At 50.3% G+C, this 23,172-nt stretch carries 17 protein-coding genes, 3 tRNA genes, 1 pseudogene and 1 riboswitch; of the genes and pseudogenes, 5 read left to right on the top strand and 16 right to left on the bottom strand.

The features are described 5' to 3' along the window. Positions 1–59: 59 nt before the first annotated feature. The 8 genes from TCARDRAFT_RS05455 to dcuS form a co-directional block, all read right to left on the bottom strand. Positions 60–1,283, bottom strand: a complete 1,224-nt coding sequence (locus tag TCARDRAFT_RS05455; protein WP_007289006.1) for a (Fe-S)-binding protein — start codon at positions 1,281–1,283, stop codon at positions 60–62. A gap of 26 nt (positions 1,284–1,309) precedes the next feature. After that, positions 1,310–2,698, bottom strand: coding sequence for an FAD-binding oxidoreductase (locus TCARDRAFT_RS05450; protein WP_007289005.1), 1,389 nt, complete (start codon positions 2,696–2,698; stop codon positions 1,310–1,312). A 715-nt stretch (positions 2,699–3,413) separates the two neighbouring features. Next, complete coding sequence (gene citF / locus TCARDRAFT_RS05445; RefSeq protein ID WP_007289004.1) at positions 3,414–4,949, bottom strand: citrate lyase subunit alpha; 1,536 nt, start codon at positions 4,947–4,949, stop codon at positions 3,414–3,416. Continuing rightward, entirely contained in the window at positions 4,946–5,821 is an 876-nt protein-coding gene (locus TCARDRAFT_RS05440) for an HpcH/HpaI aldolase/citrate lyase family protein (RefSeq protein WP_007289003.1), read from the bottom strand. Before TCARDRAFT_RS05440 ends, citF begins: the two co-directional genes overlap by 4 nt. Beyond that, the gene (gene citD / locus TCARDRAFT_RS05435; protein ID WP_007289002.1) at positions 5,821–6,114 is read right to left on the bottom strand and encodes a citrate lyase acyl carrier protein; all 294 of its coding nucleotides are present in this window, start codon (positions 6,112–6,114) and stop codon (positions 5,821–5,823) included. Before citD ends, TCARDRAFT_RS05440 begins: the two co-directional genes overlap by 1 nt. A 146-nt stretch (positions 6,115–6,260) precedes the next feature. After that, on the bottom strand, positions 6,261–7,577 hold the full coding sequence (locus TCARDRAFT_RS05430) for a 2-hydroxycarboxylate transporter family protein (protein ID WP_007289001.1): 1,317 nt from the start codon (positions 7,575–7,577) through the stop codon (positions 6,261–6,263). Between the two features lie 194 nt (positions 7,578–7,771). Beyond that, entirely contained in the window at positions 7,772–8,464 is a 693-nt protein-coding gene (locus TCARDRAFT_RS05425) for a response regulator (protein ID WP_007289000.1), read from the bottom strand. Continuing rightward, a complete protein-coding gene (gene dcuS, locus TCARDRAFT_RS05420; RefSeq protein WP_007288999.1) occupies positions 8,436–10,070 on the bottom strand; it encodes a DcuS/MalK family sensor histidine kinase in 1,635 nt (544 codons plus the stop codon). The genes TCARDRAFT_RS05425 and dcuS overlap by 29 nt, the downstream gene beginning before the upstream one ends. A 405-nt stretch (positions 10,071–10,475) precedes the next feature. Here dcuS and TCARDRAFT_RS16180 point away from each other — a divergent pair, with 405 nt between their 5' ends. Then, positions 10,476–10,607: a hypothetical protein gene (locus TCARDRAFT_RS16180; RefSeq protein ID WP_269635008.1), complete on the top strand. Its 132-nt coding sequence runs from the start codon at positions 10,476–10,478 to the stop codon at positions 10,605–10,607. A 203-nt stretch (positions 10,608–10,810) separates the two neighbouring features. Here TCARDRAFT_RS16180 and TCARDRAFT_RS05415 read toward each other — a convergent pair whose 3' ends face one another. Then, positions 10,811–11,590: a carbon-nitrogen family hydrolase gene (locus TCARDRAFT_RS05415; protein WP_007288998.1), complete on the bottom strand. Its 780-nt coding sequence runs from the start codon at positions 11,588–11,590 to the stop codon at positions 10,811–10,813. Positions 11,591–11,750: 160 nt separating this feature from the next. Here TCARDRAFT_RS05415 and TCARDRAFT_RS05410 point away from each other — a divergent pair, with 160 nt between their 5' ends. Beyond that, positions 11,751–12,380 (top strand): hypothetical protein, encoded by a 630-nt coding sequence (locus TCARDRAFT_RS05410; protein WP_007288997.1) that lies wholly within the window; start codon positions 11,751–11,753, stop codon positions 12,378–12,380. 90 nt (positions 12,381–12,470) lie between these two features. On the opposite strand, the pseudogene TCARDRAFT_RS05405 reads toward TCARDRAFT_RS05410, so the two are convergent. After that, a pseudogene (locus TCARDRAFT_RS05405) lies at positions 12,471–13,658 on the bottom strand (IS4 family transposase); the annotation flags it as partial. Positions 13,659–13,882: 224 nt separating this feature from the next. Between TCARDRAFT_RS05405 and TCARDRAFT_RS14910 the strand changes: the two are divergent. Together TCARDRAFT_RS14910 and TCARDRAFT_RS05400 are read left to right on the top strand one after the other, a co-directional pair. Further along, complete coding sequence (locus TCARDRAFT_RS14910) at positions 13,883–14,062, top strand: zinc ribbon domain-containing protein (RefSeq protein WP_332248963.1); 180 nt, start codon at positions 13,883–13,885, stop codon at positions 14,060–14,062. Between the two features lie 356 nt (positions 14,063–14,418). After that, positions 14,419–14,600, top strand: a riboswitch (cobalamin riboswitch). 151 nt (positions 14,601–14,751) lie between these two features. Continuing rightward, positions 14,752–16,563: a TonB-dependent receptor plug domain-containing protein gene (locus tag TCARDRAFT_RS05400; RefSeq protein ID WP_007288995.1), complete on the top strand. Its 1,812-nt coding sequence runs from the start codon at positions 14,752–14,754 to the stop codon at positions 16,561–16,563. A gap of 35 nt (positions 16,564–16,598) precedes the next feature. On the opposite strand, the gene TCARDRAFT_RS05395 is transcribed toward TCARDRAFT_RS05400, so the two are convergent. The 3 genes from TCARDRAFT_RS05395 to ilvC are packed head-to-tail and all read right to left on the bottom strand — an operon-like array spanning position 16,599 to position 20,552. Further along, positions 16,599–17,837, bottom strand: coding sequence for an ATP-binding protein (locus TCARDRAFT_RS05395; RefSeq protein ID WP_007288994.1), 1,239 nt, complete (start codon positions 17,835–17,837; stop codon positions 16,599–16,601). A 29-nt stretch (positions 17,838–17,866) separates the two neighbouring features. After that, a complete protein-coding gene (gene ilvB / locus TCARDRAFT_RS05390) occupies positions 17,867–19,537 on the bottom strand; it encodes a biosynthetic-type acetolactate synthase large subunit (RefSeq protein WP_007288993.1) in 1,671 nt (556 codons plus the stop codon). Positions 19,538–19,556: 19 nt separating this feature from the next. Next, on the bottom strand, positions 19,557–20,552 hold the full coding sequence (gene ilvC, locus TCARDRAFT_RS05385) for a ketol-acid reductoisomerase (protein ID WP_007288992.1): 996 nt from the start codon (positions 20,550–20,552) through the stop codon (positions 19,557–19,559). A gap of 409 nt (positions 20,553–20,961) precedes the next feature. Between ilvC and TCARDRAFT_RS05380 the strand changes: the two genes are divergently transcribed. Beyond that, positions 20,962–22,200, top strand: a complete 1,239-nt coding sequence (locus TCARDRAFT_RS05380; RefSeq protein ID WP_007288991.1) for an IS110 family RNA-guided transposase — start codon at positions 20,962–20,964, stop codon at positions 22,198–22,200. A gap of 656 nt (positions 22,201–22,856) precedes the next feature. Here TCARDRAFT_RS05380 and TCARDRAFT_RS05375 read toward each other — a convergent pair. The 3 genes from TCARDRAFT_RS05375 to TCARDRAFT_RS05365 all read right to left on the bottom strand — a co-directional run bounded on the left by TCARDRAFT_RS05375 (position 22,857) and on the right by TCARDRAFT_RS05365 (position 23,086). After that, positions 22,857–22,932, bottom strand: a tRNA-Trp gene (locus TCARDRAFT_RS05375). Position 22,933: 1 nt separating this feature from the next. Continuing rightward, positions 22,934–23,008: transfer RNA gene (locus TCARDRAFT_RS05370), tRNA-Gly, on the bottom strand. Positions 23,009–23,010: 2 nt separating this feature from the next. After that, positions 23,011–23,086, bottom strand: a tRNA-Asp gene (locus TCARDRAFT_RS05365). Between the last annotated feature and the right edge of the window lie 86 nt (positions 23,087–23,172).

The raw sequence follows: 23,172 nt of genomic DNA, 5'->3' as shown, positions 1-23,172 counted from the left end.
AGGAAAATTTCAGGGAGAAACAGAGGCGGCAAGCCCACAAAGCTTGCCGCCTCTGTTAGTTAAAGCACCTGGCTGATGTGCATCGCCCGGAACTTGCCCGCGCTTTTCTCAGCCGCCTTAGTCATCTGTACTAGGCAGACGGGACATTCGGTAACGACGATTTGGGCGCCCGTTTTTTCGATATTGGCTCTTTTCTTGTCGAGAATTGCGTTCGCAATATCAGGATAATCAATGTGGAAGGATCCGGCGCCGCCGCAGCATGTATCGGCACCGGGCATTTCGACGTAATCCGCCGCCGCAGTGAGCAGCTGGCGCGGCTGCTTTTTGATTCCCTGGCCGCGACCGAGATGGCACGGTTCGTGGAAGGTAATTTTCACATTAGTGCGTTGCCGGGGCTGATAACCGACTTTCACCAAATATTCGCTGAGACCCATGATCTTGCGACTGAACGCGGCCGCCCGGTCTTTCCACTCCGGATCATCGGCAAAATAGGCAGCAATATGTTTGAGCATGCCGCTACAGCTGGCACAGTCACTGACCACCACATCGACGTCTTCAAACAGGCGAATGTTTTCTTTGGCCAGTTCCAAAAAATCGCCGCGCAAGCCGTGGGCCAGGTGTGGCAAGCCGCAGCACACATTGTCCACCAGTTTCGGTTCGGACAACGTGCGCAAAATCGCCACCGTCTCCTTGGCCGCCTCGGGAAACATCATGCGCATGCCGCAGCCGTAAAAATAGGCTACCTTAGCATTCGCCGGGAGGCTTACGGACGACTGGGGCGCCGGGCCGCCGAGGGCGGCCGGGCCGGCGAAGTTGGCAAGATACTGCTCGCGGGTAAACTGACTTGGCGCCATGCCGAAGGGAACGAGGCGGTTTAACCCCACTTTGCGTATCACGCCAATGGCGCCTGCCGACATTTTGACTAACGTCCGGTGTTTCAGCATAGTACCAAGGGCTTTATACTTTACGCTGGCGCCGGACTTATCGGCAAAATATTGCCGAATAGCCATCATCGCCTCATCGGTTTTCACCTTGCTCGGGCAGTTTTCGACGCAGGTGCGGCAGAGCAAACAAAAATTCATGGCTTCCAGCACGTCAGGCGTGGGCTCAAAACCGCCCTGCACAAGGGCGCGGGCGATATTGTTTTTGCCGCGGGCGCTGGACGCTTCAATATCTTTTACACCAAACAGCGGACAGACTGTAAGGCAAGTGCCGCAGCGGTCGCACTGGCTGACGATACCGCTCACTTGCTGCAAAAGGTCGCGTTTATCAATATTGCTCATGGTAAGCTCCTTTTAGTCCGAATTATTTACCAAATTTTTCCTGGATTTAAGATACCTTTCGGGTCGAGGGCCTGTTTAATCGCCTTGAGCGTCCTGATGCCCCCTTCACCCAGGGCACTCAGGGTATAAGGCCGTTTGGTAATGCCGATGCCATGTTCGCCTGACAGCGTACCGCCGACAGCCAGGGCTTCGGCAAAAATTTCGTCAACCGCCTTGTGAACCCGTTCGGCCTCCTCGGGATTGGACAGGTCGCACAAGACCGACGGGTGCAAGTTACCGTCGCCGGCATGGCCGTAAACAGCGATGGGCAGATTGTATTTTTCCGAGATTTTGCGGATGCGGCGGACCATTTCGGGGAATTCGTTGCGCGGCACCGAAATGTCCTCGCCCAGCCGGTTGGGCGCCATTGCTCCTACCGCCGAACTTAGGCCGCGGCGAATCGCCCAGATGTCTTCCTCTTCCTGCTTCGATTGCGCGATGCGTACTTCCGCGACATTAAAACCGCGGGCAATCGTCTCGATCTGCTTGGCTTGTTTATCAAGGTCTTCCTTGCTGTCGCCGTCGATTTCGATGATAACGCAGGCCTCGATGGCCGGATCTATATCGAGCTTGCGATGACGGGCCACCGCCTGAATACTCATTTTATCCATCAGTTCCGCCGCTGCCGGCACGACGCCAGACTGCAGCATTTTGTGAATGGTGGCGCAGGCGTCATCAAGGGAATAAAACATGAGCTGAAGCGTGTTGCGCACCTTGGGCATGGGGATAAGGCGGAGCAGCACCTTGGTGATGATGCCAAGCGTGCCTTCCGAGCCGGTGAACAGTTGGGTAAGATTATAGCCGGTTACGTTCTTAATGGCCTTACCGCCGGTTTGAATAACCGTACCATCGGCCAGCACCACTTCCAGGCCCATCACATAATTGCTGGTGACACCATACTTAACGGCCCGCATGCCGCCGGCATTTTCGGCCACATTGCCGCCGATGGTGGAAAACTTCCAGCTTGCCGGGTCAGGCGGATAGAATAAGCCTTTGTCCGCACAGAAATTGTACAGGTCAACCGTCCGCACCCCCGGCTCAACAGTGACCATCATGTTCTTCTCATCAAATTCCAAAATCTTGGTCATCCGGTCAAGGGATAAGGAGATACCGCCGGCCAGGGGAATACTGCCGCCGGTGCGACCGCTGGCCGCTCCCCGCGGCGTTACCGGAATGCCATGCTCGTTGGCAAGAGCCATTACTTTCGACACTTCCTCCGTCGTAAGGGGACGAACGACAACGTCGGGATTGTTGGCAGGCACGAGCGGAACAAAAGACGAATCATAAGAATAGCCAAAACGGTCGATATTGGAATCGAGTACGTTTTCAGCGCCGACGATAGCGCGAAGTTTTTCTTTAATTTCATTGGTTATCATTACAGCACCTCCGTGTGAAATGCAAAAAGCAACCCCGAGTCTGGCGGTCTGGGGCCGTCACCTTGCGGTTGCCATTCTATTCATAGCTTTCGGCATATTTAGACGATACTCCTCTTCCCTGCCCAAATAATTTACTAATATTTTTTGGCAGTCTTATCATTACAGCGAACCCTTGCGTCTGGCTCGCTGTAATGATAAGCTGCCCGGTGTAGCCGGGCAACTGAAAAGAGCTTAACTTAATGGCTTGTTGGCAGGCCAAGCGACCCGTACTATGCTCCGCTTAATAGTGCTGCGCACGCCGGTCCGCGAATACCGTTACTTTGGGGCGAATTTCCGGCACGATACTAAGATCAATATCGTCGACAACAACCTGCTCTTCGGTTTTTCACAGCCCTCGGCCAGAACTTCGCCCCATGGATTGACGACCAGGGAATGGCCGAAAAAGGTATTATTGTTGTCTTTGCCCACCCGGTTACGAACAGTACCTCGACTCCTTTCAGCGCCAGAGCGCGCGTCAGTTCGATGAACCGGAGGTCATAACAGACAATGCCACCGGGGCCTTGCCAAAGCTGAGATCAAATAAGCCCTGCCGGTCGCCAGGCGTCAAATACTTTTCCTCATCCATCATCGGCACAAGGTCAATTTTACTGTATTTGCTGACAACTTCGCCGACGCTGTCAATAAAGTCCGTATTTTATTATAAATTTAATCTATCTTAACGCTGGCGTACAACGTCAATAATCGTGCCATCACGGTATTCCACAACAGCTATTACTCGTCCGCCGGCAGGCGCTTTCGCCGGGATCCCGGCAATTTTTTCCGCGAGCGCCTTTAACTCGTGAATCTCCTTGACCGGCAAACCTGCGGCAACGAGCTGTTCTCTCAAGTCGCCGCGCCGCGGGTTTACCGCCACGCCCCGCTCGGTCACCAGTACATCGATAGTCTCCCCAGGAGTCGTGGCCGTCAGCACCTTATCGACAATAATAGGCAGGCGCCCCCGGAGCAAGTTGGCGACAACAATAGTCACCTTAGCGCCGGCGGCAGCGTCGCTGTGACCGCCTGAACCGCCCATGATTACGCCGTCCGAGCCGGTGACGACATTGACATTAAAGTCGGTATCAATTTCCGTGGCCCCCAGGATGACCGCATCCAACTTGTTTACGGCGCAGCCGGCGTTGAACGGACTGGCATAGAAACTGGCGCTAACTTCCAGATGGTTAGGGTTGGTCGCAATGGACCGGACGGCCTCGAGATCAAATCCCTGAACGTCGATAATCTTTTTAAATAACCCCTTTTCCAGCATATCCACCATATAGCCGGTAATACCGCCCAGAGCGAAACTGCCGGTAATGCCGGCCCTTTCCATCATCTGCCGGACAAAGTGAGCTGTCGCTAACGACGCCCCTCCCGCTCCGGTCTGAAATGAAAACCCTTCTTTAATAAGCCCCGCCGCTTCAATGACTCTTGCGGCAGTATTGGCAATTTTTAGTCCTACCGGGTCTTTGGTAATACGAGTAGTCCCGGAGACAATTCCTTTGGGGTCACCAATACAGTCAACCTTGACTACATAGTCTACCCGTGTCTGAGGAATGGATACAGGCGACAAAGGATATTCTACCAGATGGTCGGTTACGGCGACAACGTAATCGGCGTATTCGGCATCCGGGAAGGCGTAACCCAGCGAGCCGCACGCCGCTGGTCCTTCTACACCGTTAATATTGCCGAAATCGTCGGCAGCCGGTGCGGCAATAAAAGCCACGTCGATTTTGAGTTGACCGCATTCAATGGCCCGCGCCCGCCCACCATGGGTGCGCAAAATAACTGGCCGGGCCAAAATCCCCCTTGATATGGCCTGGGCTACCGGCCCCGATATATAATTGGTGTCCAACCCGGTAACCACCCCGTGTTTGATATGATCAACGAGCGGCGCGTGTACTGGAAATACCGAGCTTAATGCTATCTTCAAATCTTTCAGGCCCAGTTTGGCCGCTGTAGCCAGCACCATGTTGACAACACCGTCGCCATTGCGGAAATGATGGTGAAATGACAAGGTCATGCCGTCCTTGATGCCGATGCGCCGAAAGACCTCCTCCAGACTGCTTAGCACCTTGTTTTCTCCCGGTCGCACCGCCTTCACCCGTGGAGCATGGCGCTTCATGTCCGGCACAGTATGAAATGCCCCGGCAAACGGCTTCACTGCGCCATATCCTTCAACAAGATCGGGAATTTCGCGCCCGATTGCGTTGATCATGCTTGTACCTCCTTATCAAGCCCCAGTAGACGCGCCAGGTGGAGAATACGCTCCGCCCGGCTGACGATAGGAGCATCCACCATTTTGCCATCCAGGGAAGCAACTCCTGAACCTTCAGCTTCCGCCTGACGGATTGCCTTAATAACGCGCTGCGCCCAGCCAATCTCCCGGTCACTGGGGTTAAATACACTATGAATAACGTCAATCTGGCGAGGATTGATAACCAGCTTGCCCTTGAACCCGAGTTGTTTGGCAAACGCAGCATCTTGCCTTAAGCCGCTTTCGTCATTGACATCAGTGTAAGGTGTATCAATGGCCTGCACCCCGGCGGCTGCGGCGGCATTGACTAGCAGCATGCGGGCCGTGAGGATTTCCTGGCTTTCTTTGGTGCGCTGCGCCCCAATAGCAGCAGTATAATCCTCGGCACCAAACGCCAGAGCGGCTACCCGCTCGTCAGCCGCGGCTATCGCCTGCGCTTCAGCCAGTCCACGGGGCGTTTCGATTAAGGCTATCAGCTTGACCGGCTTCTGCCCGGGGCGCTCGGCTGCCGCCACCACGGCGACAACGGCATGAATGTCTTCGGCGCATTGTACCTTGGGCACCAATAAGGCGTCCGGCTGGCAAGGAACGATTGTTTTAATGTCCTGCCGCCCGAAAGTATCCAGGGTATTAATGCGCACCACCGTCTCGCTAGCGCCATAATCCACAAACCGCAGGGCTTGGGCTACCAGCAACCGGGCTGCATCTTTTTCCTGGGGCGCCACTGCATCCTCTAAGTCCAGGATGACCGCGTCAGCGCCAAAAACCCCGCCATTTTGCAGCATGCCGGGGTTATTGCCAGGAATGAACAACATGGTTCTTCTCAGTTCCATTACGCCATATCCTCCTTCAGCACCGCGCCGGCACGCGCCAAGGCTGCAAGCATCCGGGCGCGGATGGTACAATCGAGAGCTCCCCGGTCAACGGCTTTGATGTATATATCGTCGATGCCCGTTTCTGCTACTACAGCGGCAAGCGTTTGACGAATAGCCTCGCCGTACTGAAGCAGGACAATGCTTTCCAGTTCGATAACCGTCCCGCTGCCAGGCGCGCCGGGAGTCACCGTAATCATGATATCATTGGATTCCAGGGTACCAGCCTGGGCCGAGCGCATAATTCGTCCCATATTCTCCCTCCTTGATATAGGTATGCTGCCCTTATACGGGCAGCATACACCGTTTAACTTGCTGCAGCATAGTTCAGTCCGGCCTAGCGGTCAGGTTGTCTGACGACAGGCCAACTACGCTTCGTTCTCCAATAAGCAAGCATTTTCTAATGCCACATTCGCAAAAGTATTGCGGCCGTAACAACCATACATGCTCCGCCAATACGGGTCGATACCTGGGCAAACGGCATCAGTTCCATCCGGTTGGCAGAGGACAGGATAGCTACATCGCCGGTACCGCCGAGCCCGCTATGACAGCCCGTAACCACTGCCGCTTCAATCGGGTACATGTTCATATATTTGCCTACGTAGAAGCCTGACGCGACCATCGCCAAAACGGTGGCAACCACGGTCGCCACATAGGCTGGCGTAATAGCGGCAATCACGTCTTTCCACGGCGTATAGAGCACACCTACCCCTACTAGCAACGCCCACGTTAAACTGGAAGCAATGAAGCGGTAAGTATGATATGCCCCTTGTTCCATTTTGGCGGGCATAATGCCGATGGCCTTTACAATAGCGGCTGAAAAAATCATGATGATTGGCGCCGGAATGCCAATAAATTTATTGGCGACTATGCCAAATATATAGAAAGTGCAAGCCAATAGCAGACCGGCCCCCATCAGGGAGAAATCCACCGGTTTTTCTGTCGTCTGAGCAGCCCGCAAAAATTCGTCCTGACCGGTTTTTACTAGTAGCCCGTTGCCGCTCAAGTGCGGTTTTCTGTCGCCTAAACGTTTAAGATATCCCGCCGCCATAATCGCCACAATATTGCCAAGCATCGCGGCCGGGATGAGCTGGGGAATGAATTTTTCATGGGATTGCTGCAAAATCTCGGAATAGGCCATTGACAGTGGCAAAATACCTTCACCGACACCTCCGGAAATAATTGGAATAACGACATAAAAGAATGAACGGTGTGCGCCAAGCCCGGTAAGGGTACCGACCAGCGTGCCGGCGGCTATACTGGCGATAGTACCGACTAAGAGCGGAACAAACATGCGCAAAAAGCCCTGAATAAGCACTATCCGCTGCATGCCCAGGATACTGCCCGTCACCAGGCAGGCAATATACAAATACAAGAAGTTCGAACCTTTCATGAAAGCGGTGATGGCTTTCAGCGCCGCCGGATTAATCAAATTGTAAAAGACCATGATAGAAGGAATGAAAATAGATAAAATTGCTGGGCCGCCAATGTCCTTCAGTACGGGTACCCGCATGCCGATGTCGCCAAGCAGTATCCCCATGACCATCATGACCGCAATACCGCCAATCATATCCGCCGGCAGTTTCCCGTAAACCGATGCGACATAAATGATGGCCGCCATGATGAGATAAAGCGGCAGGGGAATTGGACCTACTTTGATGTTAATTAGGCGATTGGTTGTACCGTTCGAAACAGTTGGTACTGCTTCGGATTTCATAAATACACCTCGCTTTTCAGTTATTTGTCATTTATTCCGATTGTAATTGTAGCTAGCGCTGCACCTTTTGCCAATTTTTCGAAAATTACTAAGTAATTTTGTTAATTAAAATAGCTATTTTTTAACTAAAAATAAATAGCTTCCCGGCCCTACCGTCCGGAAAGCTAGCAGTATACTATGGTACAAAAACATACTTATTTGCTGAATTTCGCCTGTCTGTTTATACAACGGTACTTATTAGTCGGGCGTCCGACAGATCCATAGTCCAATTCCACTTTTAGCACCGCCTGACTTCTTAGAAATTCAAGGTATTTACGCATAGACACCCGTGAGATGCCGACTGTTTTCGCCATTTCGTCGGTAGTGAAGGGACCATCGGTTTGCATAATGGCCTCCCATACAACCCCTAAAGTATTGCGGTCCAGTCCTTTTGGCAAATCCGGCTGCACCGCTTTGCCCCGGTAAAATATTTGCTCGTCTAGGTCTTGCTGGTTCAAAGCCGCTTCGCTACGCATCAGTTTAACCCGCTGCCGGTAGGCTTGCAGCGCCTGCTGCAGACGTTCAAATTCAAACGGTTTAATCAAATAATCAACTGCCCCATGGTTTAGAGCGGTCTGGATGCTGCGACAATCCCGGGCGGCCGTGACAAGAATAACATCTACCCTTTCATTCGCAGCGCGAATTTTCGCAAGAAATTCAAGTCCGTTCATCCCCGGCATAAAAATATCCAACAACACCAGATCGACCTTTTGTTCCTTTAGCAGCGTCAATGCCTCATCACCTGTCCTGGCCACAGCGGCCAGTTCGAAACCGTCGACCTGGGCCAAATACCGCCGGTTAAGCTCAGCAACCATCGGGTCATCCTCCACGATAAGCACTCTGATCATCGTTTACCCCCTCTGCCCTTTTATATGGTATTCGCGCAATAAACCGCGCCCCCTTTCCCGGTTCGGTCTCTACGTCAACTCGTCCCCCCAGCCTGTCAAGGCTGCGCTGGACAAGGGCAAGGCCTAGCCCTCTGTCCTCTGATTTGGTGGAAAAGCCTTTAGCAAAAATTTTATCCAGATATTCAGGCGCAATTCCCTTCCCAGTATCGGTTACCGTGATGCTTAACAGTTCCGCACCAGCATCATAATCAAAGCTTATGCTGACATTTTTTCGCTGGGCGAAAGCCACAGCGTCAAAAGCATTATCAATAAGGTTGCCCGTTATAGTCACCAATTCATGAATAACATTATCATCGGCAGGCTCCGGTAAATAACTGGTTGCGGTAATAGTCATTTCGACGCCAAGTTCCCGGGCCCGGCTGAGCTTGCTTAACAAAAATCCGGCCATAACATGGTCGCGGATACGCGCGCCTACAAAATTCACTTCGGCCTGCTGCTGGTGAGCAATCTGATTTATATAAGCAGCCAACTGGTCGTAACATCCCAGCCTGACCATGCCTAAGATGACATGCAGCTTGTTCATGAATTCATGCGCTTGCGACCGGAGGGCCTCCACATAATTGCGAACACCTGTAAGTTCTTCCGCCAAACGATGTACTTCGCTCTTATCGCGGAAGGTGGCGATTGCGCCGACAATCTGGCCATTAACAATTACCGGGACACGATTGGTCAAAATGATAACTCCATTGATATTTTGTTCCTGGCCGAGGTCCGCCTGGCCTGACCGAAGGACATCCTTTAGTTTAGTATTCGGTATATATTCTTCGACAGATTGTCCCAATGGATTTCCGTGGATGCCAGCGCGCGCAAGCAAACGCAACGCTTCATTATTAACAAGAGTTATGTTACCGTTGGTGTCAACAGCGATAATCCCCTCGTGCACCGACTGCAGCATAGCGCTGCGCTCTTCGAGCAGCTTAGCAATGGCTGACGGTTCCAGTCCAAACAACGTTTTTTTAATGCTCCTGGCAAGTAGCATGGCGCCGATAACACCAATTGCTAAGCCCAGAGCCGTCGCAATATAAACAAGGTTTTTACTCTGCTGGACTGCCTGCTGGACACTATTCAGCAATATTCCCACTACTACGGCTCCTACCTGCCGACCATCAGGCGCAAAGACTGGGGTAAACGCCCGGAGCGAATGGCCTAGCGTGCCTTCCGCTATCGATATGTATTCCTCGCCTCGCAACGCCCGGCTTTCATCGCCCCCGACAACATGCTGGCCAATTTGTTGTGGGTTGGGATGCGATTTGCGAATGCCATTCATATCAAGTACGACGATAAACTCGACATTAGCTGCCTGCCGCATTGCCTCGGCCAAACTTTGGATGTTGCTTTCGGCTATGCTGCCGGTCAGACCGCCAACTATCGTCGGCGAGCGAGCAACAAGCCGGGCGATATTTATCGCGTTCTCACCCATTCCGGTCTCAATAGTGTAAGTAATATGCCGCGTAATCAGCATGTTGGTAATGAATAGCGCCACCGCCACGACCGTCCAGACAAGAAGTATTATTTTCGTCTGCAGAGTTAAAACCGGTTTTACCATAAATAGCGCCTCCAGCTTATAACGCCGAAAAACAGACTACTCAACCACATGCCTGCTATACTCGCCTTACAACTAGTCTTAGCAACACACACTAATCTTCGGTTAATAAACATATTCCATAACCAAATCAATAACCCTGCCTTTGCCAAGCCTTAACTTCCAGCATATCAACTTGTGAAAATGTCACCTAAAACGGTGACATTTTCACAAGTTAAACACACAAAATTGTCTTGACATCAAAGGTTTCTCTGGTATATTATCGACTTGTTATATCAATACTTATCAGTCATAAAAATTGCCTATTTTTTATATATATTTTGAATTAAATAATTTTTCTTAATTATATCATATATCCTTTTCCCGCTTCTGAATGATTTAACACACTTGACATAGGAGGAGATTGCCATGGAAGACGTTTGGCGCGCCAACGAAAAAACAATGACTTATGGCCGTTTGTCGCCTCAGGCCAAAGCTTTGTTTGAATGCAACGCGATAATTTTGGCGATGTGTTGTCTTTTGCTTTTAAACTATTTGTAACCCGCCGAAAAATAAATGAAGTCTAATCTTCTATGCTTATTGCCTCGCCTCACAGAAAGGTCGAGGCTATTTTTTATACCATTTCACTATCTATAATCTTTTTAAGACCGTATGTATAATTGTGGGGGGAAAAGGTTTGTACCTCTGAAATAAGCCCAAAACAAAAGAAGCTATTTCAAATAGCTTCTCGTATTAAGAATTGATCAATAATACTGTGGACGCCGGTCAGCAAACACCGGCACTTTCCGGCGGATTTCCGGCACCATCCCCAGATCAATATCGGCGATGATCACCTGTTCTTCAGTTTCCGACCCCTCGGCCAGCACCTCACCCCAGGGACTCACAACCAAGGAATGTCCGAAGAACGTGTTGTTGTGATCGCGGCCTACCCGGTTGACGGCAACGACAAACATTTGATTTTCAATGGCCCGGGCTTGGCTCAGAATAAGCCAGTGCCGGCCGCGGATCGCCGGCCATTCGGCCGGTATGAATAGCACCTCGGCCCCTTTCAGCGCCAGAGCGCGCGTCAGTTCGGTGAACCGAAGGTCATAGCAGACAATGCCACCGGCCTTGCCAAAGCTGAGATCAAATAGGCCCTGCCGGTCGCCAGGCGTCAAATACTTTTCCTCATCCATCATCGGCACAAGGTGAATTTTACTGTATTTACCAACCACTTCGCCGGCGCTGTCAATAACGTAGATGGTGTTGTACACCTTGCCGTCGCGGATTTCAGCGATTGAGCCGCCGACAATTTCTACGCCATTGTCTTTGGCAAACTGCTGCAGCATCTTGACGGTAGGCCCGCCGTCAGGCTCGCCAATTTTCAGCAGTTGGTCAAGCACATAGCCTGTTGTCCACAGTTCGGGCAGTACGAACAATTTGGCGCCGGCCTTAGCGCCTTGCTCAAGCATGGCCAGCGCCTTTTGGCGGTTGGCCTCAACGTCGCCCAGGACGATATCCATTTGCAGCAGCGCAACTTTCATTACTCAACCATCTCCTCCCCCAACACCGCCACTTCGTAGCGGTGGGTAATTTTTTACAAAATTTCCGCCAGAATACCCCTGATTTTAATCGGGGGATGAATGGCGATTTGAAAATTCCCCTGGTTATGCTATAATTTAAGCAAACCGGAGGAGATATTAAATGCAAACTATAACTCTTAAAATGAAACTCCTGTCTCCCAACAAAGGTAAGCTGGAGAAAATGATCCGGATGCTGGAGATCTACCACCAGGCGTGCTCCTGGTTCCTGGCCCAGGCCGAAGCACTCAATACTGTCAGCCGGGCAGTTTTAAACCGTGAAACTTATAAGCAGGCTTCGGGATTATTCGACCTAAATCGAGGTACGCTCCAGTGCGCCATGCTTAAAGCCTTGTCTGCCAGGCGCTCCTACCTTTCCCGCAAGCAAAGGGGTAAAAAGGCTAGTCTGCCTAAGTTTGAGACAATGGTTCCGGTAATGGTGCGGCAGGACTGCTACTCTCTCCACCAGCTCCCTTCCGGGACGTGGGTTATTAAATTTCCTGTCTCTTCCGGCAGAAGCCAGATAGCCGTACCTATTGCCGCTTCTTTATATCATGTCAGAAAACTCATAGATTTGGCAAGAGGTTCTTGCCGCCAGGGGTCTATGGAAATCTGGCGTGATAAAGGCGGCGAATGGTACGTTTCTATATCTCTTCAGTACTGTTGCATAAAAAATGATAAAAAATGTCAAGTGGAAGAATATAGAAAAAAGCAGTTGCACAAGTTGGGATATTTCCCGAATATTCAGTCTTAACTTTTCTTCTGCTTATTTAAAGCAACGACGGCATAAAGGCAACCCTGCGGCCACATTTTCCAGTCCTATCCAGCTTTCTTGTTCAACGTACTACAGATACATCCCTTCATCTACAATATCAAGCCAGTCTGTGCCTAGTTGGTCGATTATCTGTATCAACTGGTCATAACCAGCATCAAGCGACTGTCTGCCATGATTTGTTTTCGTCGGCGGTCGGCTTAAAGCAGCTATTAATTCATTGAACGCCTGGTACAAAAACATTTGTGCCGCCCGCAATACCTCAAGCAGGGAAACACTTTTTGGCAATTCTTGTTGCAGGTTTTGCAGCAAACAATATCCAATCAGCGCTAGCCAGATTTGCCCGTATACGGCATTTTGACTAGTTCCGAAAAACTCTTTGACAACAAGGTGCTGTTTGATCCACTTGAAAAACAGTTCTATTTGCCAGCGCATGCAGTAAATATCGCTGATTTCTGCAGCTGGCAGTGTTAGTTCATTGGTTACGATAATTACAGCGTTGCCTTGGTTATCACGAGTTTCAATTAGTCTTACCGGATGTGTCATTTGGGTGGTATAAGCGTTGCCCAAGCGCACAATTTTCTCTGCTAAAACCTGGTTTGTTTCAACGCTTTTTTCTTCCAAAACATCAATGATAGCATTGCTTTTTAGACGCGACACGAACCGAATGCCTTTTCTGCAGTAATCATCCCACTTAGCATAATCAACATAGCCTCTGTCAAATACGTTTAAGGCATCGGGGGAGGTGACTACCAGCTCATCCATGACCGTTTTATCAGCCTTGCGGGCAGAGGTTAGAACGGCGCTATCTGGATATGAATTGCCACCATGAATAGTGATGCGCTGATGCAGTTTAATGCCGCTTTTGGTTTTACGGTAATCAGCCCATAGATACTTTCGCAGGCAAAGAGTAATCGTGCTGGAGTCGATAACATTGAGTTGGTATTGCCGCACAGCGCCGGTCTTGTTGGCTTGTTGCCAGATTTGACGCTTTACTTCAGCAAATAATTGTTCCCAAACACGGTGATCAATATTTCGCAGACGTCTCGATAATGTAGATGCACTGATGGAGGTAAGATGCAACAATTTTTGCAGCTGCTTGTCGCAAGTAAGCCGGGTAGCGATATCCCGCAAAGAATCAAGCCCTAAGAATTGGGCAATGAGCATCAAGTATAATAGTTTCAATGTTTTGAGCTTTTTCACATAACGATCGCAACCGGCACTGGCGACAACTTGCAAAAATTTTTCTAGAGGAAAGGCTTCAAAGACTTTAAAAAGACTTTAAAAAATGTGGTTTTTGTGGTATCCTTGTCCATGCATTTTGGCTCCTTATTTTAGAGTGCGTGGACAGGGTTACCTGCTACACCTCTATTATAAGGAGTTTTTTTACGATTTGCTAGGATAATATTGCCCTTTATAGCGATTTTGGCTTATTTTAATGACATTTTGACCGATTTGAACATTGATATTTTCAAGGCTAGTTTATTGCAACACTACTGCCCAAAGAGACTTCCAAGACTTGTCCGAAGTGCGGGAATGTTTCCCGCTACAACCGCAAAACGCAGGGTTGGTTCAAATGTATCAAATGTGGCTACCAATCCGATGCGGACAGAGTTGGTGCCTTAAACATTGCCGCCAAAGCGCCCAATGCTCTTGGGGCATGACCCTAGGAGAAAGGGGAGTGTGGCACCCCTTAAGGCCAAGGTGATGATCCGGGTCGACCGGGGAATTGCTGGCTAACCTGCGATTGGTCAATCGCCATCCCACGTTGGGATGCCCCTCAATTTATTGAGGGGAGGATGTCACTTTATTGGACAAAATACACCTGCAGGAAATTAGCCATCTTTTCGGAAAATTCTTGGCGTTAGTAAATCATGCCTGCACCACCGTCTTGCATTGCCGCGTGCAAAAAACCGGTATGTGAAGTAAATGCCCCGATTAAGGGGGCAGCATTGACATTACGTTGCCAAAAATGGTAGTATGGAGGATGAAATAGAAAATACTACTACTTGAATCACAATTTCATACAATCGGGATAGGTGCCCTACGGGGCTTAATAGGGAAGTCCGGTGCAAGCCCGGCGCGGTCCCGCCACTGTAATGAGGAGCAAACCCAAGTTATGCCACTGGGATGAAAGTCCTGGGAAGGTTTGGGCGAGCGATGATCCAGAGCCAGGAGAACTGCCTATCTGACAGTCACCGCTACACCCACGAGCGATGGGGAGGGGATTATTCATGCAGTCTATCCTTCCCGGCTATTAGCCGGGATTTTTAATTAGGGAGAAGTCATGAAATTACAAATACGTGTGCATTCAATCTAAATTTTCCACTCATTTTAGAAAAGAGGTAAGATGATGAACAAAAGGACGAAAAGCTTAGTGAAAAGAATTGCTTCTACTTTGGCAATGGGCACATTGCTGCTGGTCAATCCGGTCCAAGCAGCTGAGGACCCTGTTTTCCAACTAGACCAAATTACCGTTACTGCGGCTAGAGTGCCGCAAACAGTTGCAACCGCACCGGGGGATGTGACCGTAATTACCGGCGAGCAGCTTGAGCAAAAAGGAGCGAGAAATTTAGCCGAGGCCCTGGAAGGCGTGCCGGGGGTAGTAGTTTTGCGCAATGGTGGCCCGGGAGAACTGGCAATTCCTTACATATTAGGTACTGACAGGATCGTAGTCTTGATTGATGGTAAACGGATGAATCTACCACAAGGGATAGGCTCAGGTGCAGGCGGTATTAATTTAAATAACATATTATTATCCGACAATATCGAAAAAATTGAGATTGTCCGTGGGGGAGGCTCAGTATTATATGGGGCTGACGCTGTTGGGGGCGTCGTCAATATAATAACCAAACGTGGAACTGGCAATGTCAAAACAATAGTAAATTCCGGCTTTGGCAGTGATGCGACAAGTCGTTTCAATTTATCTAACCAAGGTTCGGAAAAAGGATGGCATTGGTATATAACCGGCCTGAAAGAAGCTACAGAAGGTCAGCGACCAAACAGTGATTATCGGGGTAAGAACGCGACACTGCGGTTGGATCGGGAACTTAATGAAACCGAAGGACTGTCTTTTACTTATGATTATTATGGTAGCCACAGTGGCAACCCGGGAAATTATCTAGGATCTATGCAAGGAATTAACGACTATTTGCGACATAACTGGAGTATTGGTTATAGTGATAAACATGGTGATGGCGAGCGTGTCGTGCGTTTTTATAACAATGAACACGAACGGACCTATTATGCGCTTCCGGGCATGGATAAATATTTTTATAAGAATAAAGTACGAGCAATAGAATATCAGGACAGTGCACAAATTGACTATAAAAATTATTTGACCTGGGGAAGCGAATGGCGCAAGGAAGTTGTGTCAACAGCGGTTTATGCACCCGACACGGTTCGTGACCGCATTATTAAGGCAATTTATTTACAGGATCAATATAAATTAAACGGGCGTACCAGCGCTACTATGGGTATGCGCTATGATGATAACAGCCAATATGGGGCAAAATGGTTACCCAAGATCGCGCTAGCATACAAAGCCGATAATAGTACCAATTATTTTGCCAACTGGGGCAAGGTATTTAAAGCGCCTAAGTTTGACGACTTGTATAACTGGGGCGGCGACCCTGACCTTAAACCGGAAACGGGTTGGACATCGGAAGTAGGTGTAAAAAAACGCCTGGCTGTTGATAGTGAAGTAACTTTTTCTTTATTTAAGCGGGATTTGATCGATGCAATAGATTGGAAACAGGTTGGGCCTGATGATTGGAAAGTACAAAACGTGCACCACCTTACCACAAAAGGAGCGACTTTGTCGTTTGCAACTAAATTAACTCAGGCTGTATCCGCTAACATTGGTTACACTTACCTTGATTCGCGCGATGAAAACAATAATCAGCAAGTACCGTACAATACTTTTAACTTGGGTATAAGACTGCAGCAAGGCAAGTTTTCCCAAGAAATTTATGGAAAATATGTAAGTAAAACAAGTGATGTTTCAAGTTATTTCGTGTGGAATACTACCTTTAACTATACTATGACTAAGGGACAAAGCTTATATTTAACCATCAGTAACCTCTTTAACAAACACTACCAGGAAGTACCCGGCTATCCTGCCCAAGAGCGCGCGATCTTCCTGGGAATTAAACAATCGCTATAACCACGTAACTCACAAAAAATATCCTGTGGTTAAGTTCAACCACAGGATATTTTACTTATCAGGTCATCAACAAATTGTCTGGCAATCCGGCCGGAACGGCCCGAATGGGCCATTTCCCAGCGCAGCGCCTGTGCCCTAAGCTCAACCGTCGGCAGATCGACATTGTTTTTGCGGGCAATATCCTCGACGATGCGCAGATACTCGTCCTGATTGGGCGAGGGATAGGTCAGCGTAATGCCAAACCGGTCCGCGAGCGAAATTTTTTCGTGAATCGTATCTTGGTGGTGAACTTCATCGCCGGCACGGTCCTGCCAGGTTTCCCGAATTAAGCGCCGTCGGTTCGATGTCGCATAAATCAGTACATTATCCGGCTTTGTTTCTACTCCGCCGTCCATCACCGATTTCAGCTGTTTATAGCCTGCTTCCGTCTCCTCGAACGACAAATCGTCAATAAACACAATAAACTTTTTGCCCCACTGGCGGGCAGCGTTCATAATCGCCGGTAAATCCGTCAGATCATTTTTCGTTACCTCGATAAGCCTCAGGCCAGCATCATAGTAACGATTGGCCAGCGCTTTCACTGACGAGGATTTGCCGGTTCCCCTGGCACCGACCAGCAGCACGTTGTGAGCCGGCTTGCCGGCCAAAAACGCCTCGGTATTGCGGAGCAGCGTCTTTTTCTGGCGCTCATAGCCAACAATATCTTCCAGCTGAATCGGATCGATGTGCTTGACCCCAACCAACCCTTTCTGCTTATCCCACCGAAACGCCTTGCAGCTGGCCATCTCGCCATAGCCATAGCGAGCATAATGGCCGCTAAGCAGCGCCGCCACCTGCTCGGCCGTATACTGGTCGGCACCAGCGAGCAGCCACTCCTGCACCGCGGCGGTGTGATTGTCCTGCCGCTTATATGTCGGCGTATAGTTAAGAATAATGCCGTCGAACCCGCATTGTTGGCTGGCAGCAAACACCTGCCGGAAAATCGCTATATCATGCGCCGCGGCCGCAAGCAGGCTGGCGCCGACCTTGCCCCCAGTCTTCTCCGCCGTCCGGCTGAAAACATTATTATCAAAACTGATCAGATGAATCAGATAGCTATTGATCAGATTGCCGGATAACCCCAGCTCCTCAGCTTTGGTAATCAGATCGCTGGCCAGCTCGCCCTGCAGCCAGGAACTATCCTTAGCAAACGCCATCAGCTTTTTGATTACCACGTCAGCCAGCAGCTTCCGGTAAACCAGCAGTTGTTCAAGCTCGGAAAAAACAGTCGCCATTGTCAGGCCTCCAGTTTCAAATTAAAGCCCTATTCCAAAAATTTATGGATAGGCTCGCCCGGCCGCACCATAGGCGTAACCAGGCAGTCCGGATCAATATCGGCAATGATTACCGTCGGCCCCGCCCCGCCGAGCGCCTGTTGAAAAGCGGCGGCAAACTCGTCCGGCGTGCTTGCCTTATAGGCCTCAATGCCGAAGCTCCGGACAAACCCGACAAAATCAAAAGGGACTAAATTGGTTGCAGCATAGCGCTCTTGAAAGAACAACTTCTGCCACTGCCGCACCATGCCCAGCGCCTGGTTATTTAAAATTACGCAAATCAGCGGCAGCTTTTCATTTACGGCGGTATAGAGCTCCATGCCGGTCATCTTAAAGCCGCCGTCACCGGCAATGAGAATGACACGGCTATCGGGACAGGCAAGCTGCGCGCCAAGCGCCGCCGGCAGGCCGAACCCCATCGTCCCCAACCCACCGGAAGTGATCCAGTTGCGTGAGCCGTTAATTTTCAAGTGCTGCGCCGCCCACATCTGGTGTTGGCCAACGTCGGTTACCCAAACGACCTGTTGCCCGGCCGTGGCCTTGGCCATATGTCGCATCAACCAGGCAGGATCAATCTGGCCCGGGCATATGCTGCGGCTAGTTGCCGCTTGCCGCCACTCGGCAATCATTTCCCACCAGGATGCTAGGTCCGCCCGCGCTGCCTGTGCCAGCGCCGCCAGTATTTGCGCTAGCGAAATGCGCACATTGCCGATGAGGGCAATTTCCGGTTCCATGTTTTTGCCAGGTTCGGCAGCGTCAACGTCCAAATGAATAATGGTTTTGCCTGATGAATAATTGGCCGGATCGCCGGTAACACGGTCGTTAAAACGGGTACCAACGGCGAAAACCAAATCGGCATAATGCACCGTCAGGTTGGCTGCCTTATGCCCATGCATCCCGGTTAATCCGAGAAACTGGCGGTGGTCGGCCGGGAAAGCCCCCAGCCCCATTAACGTACTGACAACGGGCATACCCGTTTGTTCGGCCAGAGCCAATACTTCCCGCTCGGCTGCCCCGGTTTTCACCCCGCCGCCGATTACCAGAACCGGCCGTTCAGCGGTAGCAAGCGCCTTAACCGCGGCGCTAACCAAATGGTCAGGCACACTGTCCTGCGCCTTGCGCGTCTCGGCCCCAAGGGGACGGTCAGGACAGTAGTCCGCTTCGGCAAGCAAAACGTCCCGCGGCACATCGATCAGCACCGGCCCCGGCCGCCCACTGGTGGCGATCGCGAAAGCCTTGTCAATCGTTGCCGCCAATTGACTCACATTTTTGACCAGAAAGTTATGTTTCGTGATCGGCATGGTAATACCGATAACGTCGATCTCCTGAAAAGCGTCCCGGCCAATGAGTTTGGTCGCAACCTGCCCGGTAATGGCGACAACCGGCGACGAATCCATGTAGGCGGTAGCCAGACCGGTTACCAGATTGGTTGCGCCCGGGCCCGAGGTGGCAATGCATACGCCCACCCGCCCCGACGACCGGGCATAGCCGTCGGCGGCGTGGGCAGCCGCCTGTTCGTGCACGGTTAGGATGTGGCGTATCGGGGCATCGTACAGGGCGTCATATAAAGGCATGATCGCACCGCCGGGATAGCCAAATACCGTATCAACGCCCTGTCGCAAAAGACTTTCGACAATAATTCTGCTACCCGAAAGCTTCATAAAATCAGTCCCCTGTCACCTATTCCTTCTTCAGCCACGGCATCATCGCCCTCAGCTCTTTCCCCACTTGTTCAACCGGATGAGCCGCTTTTTGCCGGCGCAAGGCGGTAAAGACCGGCCGGTTGGCCTTGTTCTCGAGGATCCAGTTTTTCGCGAAAGTACCATCCTGGATTTCCGCCAAAATTTTACGCATCTCGGCCCGGGTGGCTTCGGTAATGATCCGTTTACCGGTCATATAATCACCGTACTCGGCGGTATCACTGATCGAGTGGCGCATGGCCGCGAGCCCGCCTTCATACATCAGGTCGACGATGAGCTTCAGTTCATGCAGACACTCAAAATAGGCCGACTCGGGCTGGTAACCGGCTTCGACCAGGGTTTCAAATCCGGCGCAGACAAGTTCGGCCAGGCCCCCGCACAGGACGGCCTGCTCCCCGAACAGGTCAGTTTCTGTTTCTTCTTTAAAAGTGGTAAGCAGCACCCCGGCCCGTGTTCCCCCTATGCCCCGGGCATAGGCCAAAGCGATGTCTTGCGCCATCCCGGTACTGTCCTGATACACCGCCATCAGGCATGGCACCCCTTTGCCTTCGGTAAAGACGCGCCGCACCAAATGGCCGGGACCTTTCGGGGCGACCATAAATACGTCAATGTCGGTCGCCGGAACGATCTGGTTATAGTGAATATTGAAGCCATGGGCAAAAGCCAACGCCGCTCCCGGTCTGATGTAAGGCGCTACCTGCTCGGTATAAACGGCCGCTTGTTTTTCATCAGGCAACAGCATCATGACAATATCGGCTTGGGCGACTGCGTCCTTTACCGTGGCAACGGCCAACCCGTCGCCCAGCGCCTTGTTCCAGGACTTGCTTCCTTCGTACAAGCCGACCGTGACCTTAACGCCGCTGTCATGCAGGTTCAAGGCATGGGCATGCCCCTGGCTGCCGTAACCAATAATGGCCACATGCTTATCTTTGATAATGTCCCAATTGGCATCATGGTCATAATAAAGCTTTTTCATTATAATTCCTCCCTTGTATATTAAGAGTAGCGACCAGTTGATTAACATAATCAACCAAAGCTGCTCTTCTTTATTTTTGAAAATGAAACATCCTCAAAATCTCTTTACGGTCCTGGGATGTCTTTGGGAAAATAGCCATAGGTGGATGTCTACCAAGGGAATGTTCCGTTTCCCCCTGTTGCCCCTCTTGAAGGGTTCTTCCACAGTAAGAGTGTTCCCCTGGCCCCATGGTATAGACCTACACGCTGAATGTTTCCCGTTCGGCCGCCCCTTCCGCCAGCAGAGGAAGGCTTGTGCACCGGTGGCCTCCGGTGTATTCCAATAGCACGCAAGGCTGTCGTTCATGGGTTTCCCAGGGACATCCCAGGACCGTAGACATCCTCATCCTGTTTGAAAGGAGGTGTTTCCTATGCCATCTCCCTTGTTTGTCGGAATTGATGTAAGCAGTCAGGACAATGTTGTTTGTTGCTTAACACTTCAGGAAGAAAAACGGCCTTTGTGTCGTTTTTCCGTTGCCAACAACCGTCCTGGCATCTTAGAATTCCAGGACCGCATTGTCTCTCTTGTCCATAAACACGGTTTTGATCAAGTCCTCTTTGGCTTGGAACATACAGGTTGTTATTCCACTCATGTCGCCATGTATTTGCAACATCATTTATCGTTTGATTGCCCTGAAACCAAGGTATATGTTTTCAATCCAAGCCTGATTAGGGATTTTAAGAAATCACACTACCTCGACGCTCCCAAGAATGACCGTGTGGATGCCTGGTTCATTGCATCCAAGCTCCGCTCTGGCCATTTACCTCACCCTTTTACTTTAAATGAGCCGCTCTTGGCTTTACAGCGCTTAACCAGGGCCCGCCTTCATCTAGTTCGCGAACTTACGCGCAATAGCAATATTCTTATGACCAACCTGTATTTAAAGTTTAGTGATTACACCGTCGGACCTTTTTCTAACAAGTTATCCGCTACTTCCTTGGCCGTTATGGAAGAGTTTGATTCTGCTGAGGAGATAGCCAATATCTCCCTGGATCAGCTTGTAGAGTTTCTGGTAGAGCGCGGCAAAAACCGTTTTGATGACCCTGCTCAAGTTGCCAAGGCCTTGCAAAAAGCCGCTCGTTCTTCGTACAGGCTTCCTCAATCTATGGCCGATTCCGTTAATTTAGCTATGGCTTCGCTCATTCGGGTCATCCGTACTCTTCAGGAGCAAATCAAATCCCTTAACAAGGCTATCGAAGACCATCTGGCGACTATTCCCCAGACCCTTGATACAGTTCCGGGCATTGGCCCAATCTTTGCCGCCGGTATTTTGGCCGAAATTGGCGATATCAACCAATTTAAAAATCATCGCCAATTAGCTAAATTTGCCGGTCTTGCTTGGACTGAGCATCAATCAGGCAACTTTACGGCAGCCCAATCAAGGCTTATTCTTTCCGGCAACCGCTATCTGAGGTATTATTTGATGGAAGCGGCAAACAGTGTCAGGGTGCACGACCCTGTTTTCGCCCGGTATTACGCTCAGAAGCTGGCCGAGCCTAAAACCTTTGCCACAAAACGTGCCCTTGCGCTTACAGCCCGTAAACTGGTACGGTTGGTCGATTCTCTGCTGCGTACCAACCGAATTTATAAACCAGAAGGGGGAGTCTGACATAACCGATTAAAAAGACCATTTTTCTTTGTCCACCAGTTACCATATATTACCATCTTGATGTGGATATTGGTGGGTCTAGTTAAGGTTTGCCTTTTTTCGGTTCACCACCTTAGGTAGCAGCAATACATAGTTTTTTATGTTAAATTAGCCTCTTGACATCGTACCGCTGCTCTTAACATAAAACTCCTCGCTATCGGCAAGGAGTTAACAAAAATCTGGCTTTGCCAGCACTACCCTTGCCGACCTCGCAGGGCCAACTTAAAGGGACACCAATATTTAATAACTTTCTTAACTTAAGAAGAGCAACAAGGTATCTTTAGTAATAAAAAAGCCTTCTTGGCGTGTGAGGCGCACAAGAAGACATACTTATCTCCGGTATTACTCAGTATACTCCTTACCAGCCTCACAGGACCGGCTTAAAGGACTCCCATATATTTTAGCTATAGTTTATCAAGGCCATATAGTATTGTCAACTAATAATTAATCATTTCTTGCTTTATATACCGCTTTTTTGTCTCTCTCCTTTTCCCATCTCGCTAGTTTCAGGTCCTTGCCTCTATATCTTTTACATGCCCGAACACATCCTAGCGGCCATTTTCAAACAAATACAAAAAATGACGCAGGCAAAAACCTGCGTCATTCCTGATTTTTTCTGGCAGGGGCAGTAGGACTCGAACCCACAACCAACGGTTTTGGAGACCGCTACTCTACCAATTGAGCTATGCCCCTATGGAGCGGAAAACGGGATTCGAACCCGCGACCCTCGCCTTGGCAAGGCGATGCTCTACCACTGAGCTACTTCCGCATTGGCGACCCCGATGGGACTTGAACCCACGATCTCCGCCGTGACAGGGCGGCATGTTAACCACTACACCACGGGGCCGTTTCCCGGTAATATCTTGAAGTCCCTTACCGGGATTTTATAATAACATACCTTTACTTTTGCAGCAATCCACATTTAGCATCAAT

The organism is Thermosinus carboxydivorans Nor1 (assembly GCF_000169155.1).
Taxonomy (GTDB): Bacteria; Bacillota; Negativicutes; order Sporomusales; family Thermosinaceae; genus Thermosinus; species Thermosinus carboxydivorans.
Note: the sequence above shows the minus strand (reverse complement) of the source record. Positions and strands in the feature narration are given on the sequence as shown.